Raw genomic sequence first — 5,770 nt, forward strand, 5'->3', positions numbered from 1 at the left:
CAATCCAGGCCCCGGTCCCAATCCAGGCCCCGGTCCCAATCCAGGCCCCGGTCCCAATCCAGGCCCCGGTCCCAACCCAGCTCCCGGTCCCAACCCAGGCCCCGGTCCCAACCCAGCTCCCGGTCCCAATCCGGGTCCCGGTCCCAACCCAGGCCCCGGTCCCAACCCAGGCCCCGGTCCCAACCCAGGCCCCGGTCCCAACCCAGGCCCCGGTCCGGACAATCCCGCTTTCTTCCGGACCGAAGAATTCAACGCAAACTATGCTCTGTCTCTGATTGGAGCCGATGAAAAATACGCTCAAGGCTGGCGAGGACAGGGCATAAAGATTGCAATCCTGGACACAGGTATTGATATCGACAGTCCAGAATTCGAAGGGAAAATCGACTTTGAGAACAGCCACTCTTACTTTGTCGGAGACCCCGACGATATTTCTGAACCTGACGGTCATGGCCGTTCCGGTCATGGCACGCATGTTGCCAACATCGCTGCAGGCAGGAAAAACGGTCAAGGCCTGCACGGCGTTGCCTTTGAATCCGAGCTTGTCATCTTCAATGGAATAAGAAAACGGGGCGACTACACCGAATTTACGATTCCGATCGAGAGCATATGGGCTGATGCCATAAACCGCGCAATTGACGCTGGTGCGCATGTCATGAACAACAGCTGGGTTCGAACCAAAATTGTCGATGATTTCATCGTCGAAATGCCAATCACGGATTTCACAACTGAAACTCCGGACGAAAATAGCAAAAATCTCAAAGAATTTCTTGGCGACAAAACCATCACCGCCCTGAATAGAGCCAAATCCGAAGACTTGATGACCGTTTTTGGCGCAGGCAACGGCGGCCTGCCCGACGTCTCAGTCACTGCAGGCATTCCGGTCGTGCTGGACGATTATCTCGGTTACTTCATCGCCGTCGTTGCTGTCCGTGAAGACAAGAGCCTATGGCACTCCTCCAACCACTGTGGCGTCGCAATGCACTTTTGCCTCGCTGCGCCAGGCGCAGGTGTCATTATCATCCCCAACGGCAACGGCTTCACTCACTTGAACGGAACATCCATTGCAGCCGCCTATGTCACTGGCGCCTATGCCGTATTGAAGAGCCAGTGGCCACACCTGACAGCACCCGTAATCGCTGAGATTATGTTCGCGGCAGCCGAAGATCTCGGTGAGCCGGGTGTTGACCCGATCTACGGGCAGGGCCTCCTCAATCTGGAACGCGCCATGCTTCCTATGGGTGAGCTTGTCGTCTACCAGGGGAACACCATCGAGAGCGCCGCCATGCCTCTCGCCGAAACGGGCATCGTCGCCAGCGGCGCCCTGGCGCCAGCCCTCAACCAGGCCCTCGCAGGGCAGACCCTGATGGTTGCAGATGCGTATACGCGCGGATTTGAGCTTGCTGCCAGTGCCCTGGTCTCCGAACTCAAGGCGCCAAGACCCCGCCTTGCGATCACAAGGGAAACAAAGGTCAGCGACAGCCTCACACTCATGCGTTCAGATCACGGAACAGGTCTCCGTTTTGATGGGGATGTGTTCTCCTATGAGATAACTCTCGGCGACATAGATCCAGACGCAGATCCATTTGGACAGCTTCTGACAGAAGACTACTCATTCAGGCACAAGTTTGAACTCACACAAGCGCTGGCCCTTATTACTGACCACGCGGTCGGATCATCCACGGGCTCCTTCTCAAGGACCAGCATAGGGCTTGAAGCAAAAGACAAAGATGGGTCAGGCCTTTCTGCCCAGTTCGGCCTCATAGAAGAAAACGGCACAGTCCTTGGATCCCGCTTCATGGGAGCCGCGGGTCAGGACGGACGCAGCTCTACCTCGTTCTTGGAAATATCCGGATCTGTTGCGGTCGGGCAGGGCACGCTCCTGACGGTATCGGGCACGCAAAGCAGGACAGATTTCAAACAGGCAGGCCTGGTCACTGGCGGCAAAAGTCTGACGGGGCGTGCCGGCAGCGTCTCAATCAGCAAGAAACGCTTTCTCGGCAGCCCAGGCACGATGCGCTTGTCGATATCCAGTCCGCTCCAGATCTCCTCTGGTGAGATTTCAATCGACCTCCCCCGGGACAGGGTTGCAGCAGTGGCCGGTCAGGAAAGCGCGGGCGTGACAAGAAGCTCTCAAACTGTGCAGATTACATCTTCAGTGCGGCCGATAGATATTGGCCTGACCTATCAGCTTGCTTCAGAAGCGCCCGGACCGGAAATTCTGTTTAACGCGGGATATCGCGCACAAGGCGGTGACCCCAATCCCTACATTGGGTTTGCCCTCAGTCACAGGTTTTGAGCCGCACGGGCAGATGTTTCGGCCACTTCATCTGCCGAGAGAGCTGCGCAGTGCATAGCGCACCAGATGCACGATGCAGGTCTGAACCAGGGCCTCAGGGACGGCGGAGAACAGCAGCCGGTACATGCATTGGGCCGCTGAGATTTCTGCGTCATTTTCAGGATAAAGTGAAGGCGGTGCACCGATTACAGGTCTGTGGCGTAATTCCAGGGCATCAGGCTGCTGATGTTGGACTGTTTATGCCCGTTTGCGATAGCGGTCAGTGTTTGGGTGAGCCAGGCACGGCCATTGGTTAGAACGTAATGCAGGGCGGAACGTCGAACTGATGTGGTTGACTGGGCAACTCGCCCTGACCAGAAGACCATTGCAGACTTCTGGTGCGATAATGGTGCTTGTGGCGACTGTTTGCTCAGGCCGTATTGACAAAGTAACAGTCTGACAGGTGCAGACCCCACCATAGCCTTTTCCTATTCAAATATAGAATCATGGTATTTTCCAATTCAGCGATCTGGATCCAGTGTTGGATGCGGGACGAATTGGCTGGACGTATTCGCGGTCAATCAGACAGCAAAAGTCAAAAGCAACAAAGCTTTGGAACGTTAGCCAGTACAATAACAACAGGTTTTCACTCATCACTCACATGTACAGCATGCAAATGAGATCATCTCAATTGCACACAGCTTGAATTGGATAAAGGAATGACCGTAATGAACAATGCACCCGTTCTGGCACTTGCATTGCCTCATCAGTTTTCAGCAGAAGATCAATCTGTGAGCTTTGTATTACCGGCCAATGCATTCACGGATGTTGATGGCGATGCGCTGACCTTAAGCGCGACGCTTGCGGATGGTGCGGCCCTGCCTGGCTGGTTGGAGTTTGATGCGGTTGCGGGGAGTTTCTCGGGCACACCGCCCCAGGACTTCAATGGAACAGTCAACGTGATGGTGACGGCCAGCGACGGGTCTCTTTCGGCCAGCGACACCTTTGTGCTTGATGTTACCCCGGTCAATGATGCACCTGTCGCGGCTGATGATACTGTTGATCCGAGTGAGTTCCTGGTCAATGACTTCACCGATGGCTCTCAAAGCGACCCGAGTGTTACCGCTCTCGCCAATGGCCATTTCGTCGTCACCTGGCAGTCTGATGATGGACAGCCGGGCGATACGTCTGAAACTGCCATCAAGGCCCGTATTCTCAATGAGAATGGTGTCGAGATTGTCAGTGAATTCCTGGTGAATGAGTCTACTAATGGTAGTCAATTGACCCCCAGCGTTACCGAGCTCGCCAATGGCCATTTCGTCGTCACATGGCCGTCCAATGATCAGGAGCAAGGGCATCCGTCTGGTTTTGACATCAAGGCCCGTATTTTTGATACGGATGGTAACGAGATTGTCAGTCAGTTCCCGGTCAATGAAGTTACCCATGACATGCAAGGCTGGCCGAGCGTGACAGCCCTTGCCAATGGCCATTTCGTCGTCACCTGGCATTCTCTTGACGGGCAGCAAGGGGATACGTCCAGTTCTGCCATCAAGGCCCGCATTTTCGATGCAAATGGCGATGAGATTGTCAGTGAATTCCTGGTCAATGAATACACCAATGACGCGCAACTATACTCGAGCGTTACAGCGCTCGCCAATGGCCATTTTGTCGTCACCTGGCATTCTTGGGACCAACAGCACGGGGATACGTCTTGGTCTGCCGTCAAGGCTCGTATTTTCAATGAGAATGGCGATGAGATTGTCAGTGAGTTCCGTGTCAACGAATTCATCAACTTCTGGCAAGAGGACCCGAGTGTGACAGCCCTCGCCAATGGGGGTTTTGTTGTCACCTGGGGGTCTCATGACCAGCAGCAAGGGGATGCGTCCGCTTCTGCCATCAAGGCCCGTATTTTCAATGAGAATGGCGATGAGATTGTCAGTGAGTTCCTGGTCAATGAATTCACCGATAGCTGGCAAGTATACCCGAGTATTACAGCGCTCACCAATGGCCATTTTGTTGTCACCTGGATGTCTGAGGACGGGCAGCAAGGGGATACGTCCGGTACTGCCATCAAGGCCCGCATTTTCAATGAGAATGGCGATGAGGTTGTCAGTGAATTCCTGGTCAATGAATTCACCAATGGCTGGCAACAGAACCCGAGTGTGACAGCCCTCGCCAATGGGGGTTTTGTTGTCACCTGGGAGTCTCATGACGGACAGCAGGGCGATGGGGACCTCGCCATCAAGGCCCGCGTTTTTGATGCGAACGGTGTTGCTCAAAGTCACAAGATTATCACAGAAGATGTTGTCACCCTGATTGAGACCGCCACGCTTCTGGCCAATGACAGCGATGTGGATGGAGATGCGCTGACGGTGATGGATGTGTCTCCGACGAGTGCACATGGCGCGGCCCTGACGCTGAACACAGACGACGGGACGATCAGCTATGATCCAACCGGCGCAGACGCTGTTCAGGCCCTGGCAGAGGGTCAGACCCTGACGGATACATTCACCTATACGGTCGAGGACGGTAATGGCGGGGAGAGCACCGCAAGTGTTTCCGTGGTTGTTCATGGAGCCAACGATGCGCCTGTTGTGGCGATTGTATTGCCTGATCAGTCTTCCGTGGAAGATGAGACCGTGAGCTTTGTGCTGCCGGCGAACGCATTCACGGATGTGGATGGGGATGCGCTGACCTTGAGTGCGACACTTACGGATGGCACGGCCCTGCCGGACTGGCTGGTGTTTGATGCGGTTGCAGGGAGCTTCTCAGGCACACCGCCGCAGGATTTCAATGGCATGGTCAATGTACTGGTGACGGCCAGTGACGGGTCTCTTTCAGCAAGCGATGCCTTTGCGCTTGAGATTACCCCTGTCAACGATGCACCTGTCGCAGTTAACGATGTTGTGCAAAGTCCCACTCCGATCACCGAAGATGTTGTGACCTCAATTGATACCGCCACGCTTCTGGCCAATGACAGCGATGTCGACGGGGACGCACTCACGGTGACAGCGGTTTCTGCCACAAGTGCGCATGGTGCAGCCCTGACGCTGAACACTGATGGGACCATCAGCTACGATCCCACCGGGGCAGCTGATGTTCAGGCCCTGGCAGAGGGCCAGACACTTATCGACACATTTTCCTATGCGACCGATGACGGCAATGGCGGTGTGGGCGTCGCAACCGTTTCGATCATTGTGCACGGAACCAATGATGCCCCTGTTGTGGCACTTGCATTGTCCAATCAGGCTTCCGTGGAAGATGAGGCCGTGAGCTTTGTGCTGCCGGCGAACGCATTCACGGATGTGGATAGCGATGCGCTGACCCTGAGTGCGACACTTACGGATGGCACGGCCCTGCCGGACTGGCTGGTGTTTGATGCGGCTTCCGGCAGCTTCTCAGGCACACCGCCCCAGGACTTCAATGGCACATTGAGTGTCACGGTAACGGCCAGTGACGGGTCACTTTCAGCCAGCGACACCTTTGCGCTTGAGA

General features: G+C 55.3%; 2 protein-coding genes and 1 pseudogene. 2 read left to right on the forward strand and 1 reads right to left on the reverse strand.

The window, feature by feature from the left end; translation table 11 throughout:
• Window positions 1-2,296 (forward strand): S8 family peptidase (locus ACR0NY_RS18995; protein WP_480771293.1); only part of this gene is annotated, 2,296 nt, incomplete at its 5' end.
• 185 nt (window positions 2,297-2,481) lie between these two features.
• Here the strand turns inward: ACR0NY_RS18995 and ACR0NY_RS19000 are convergent.
• A pseudogene (locus tag ACR0NY_RS19000) lies at window positions 2,482-2,580 on the reverse strand (transposase domain-containing protein); the annotation flags it as partial.
• Window positions 2,581-2,994: 414 nt separating this feature from the next.
• On the opposite strand from ACR0NY_RS19000, the gene ACR0NY_RS19005 reads away from it, so the two are divergent.
• A partial coding sequence (locus tag ACR0NY_RS19005; RefSeq protein WP_480771294.1) for a tandem-95 repeat protein occupies window positions 2,995-5,770 on the forward strand: 2,776 nt, incomplete at its 3' end.

It is taken from the genome of Ruegeria sp. BJ5 (assembly GCF_056537865.1).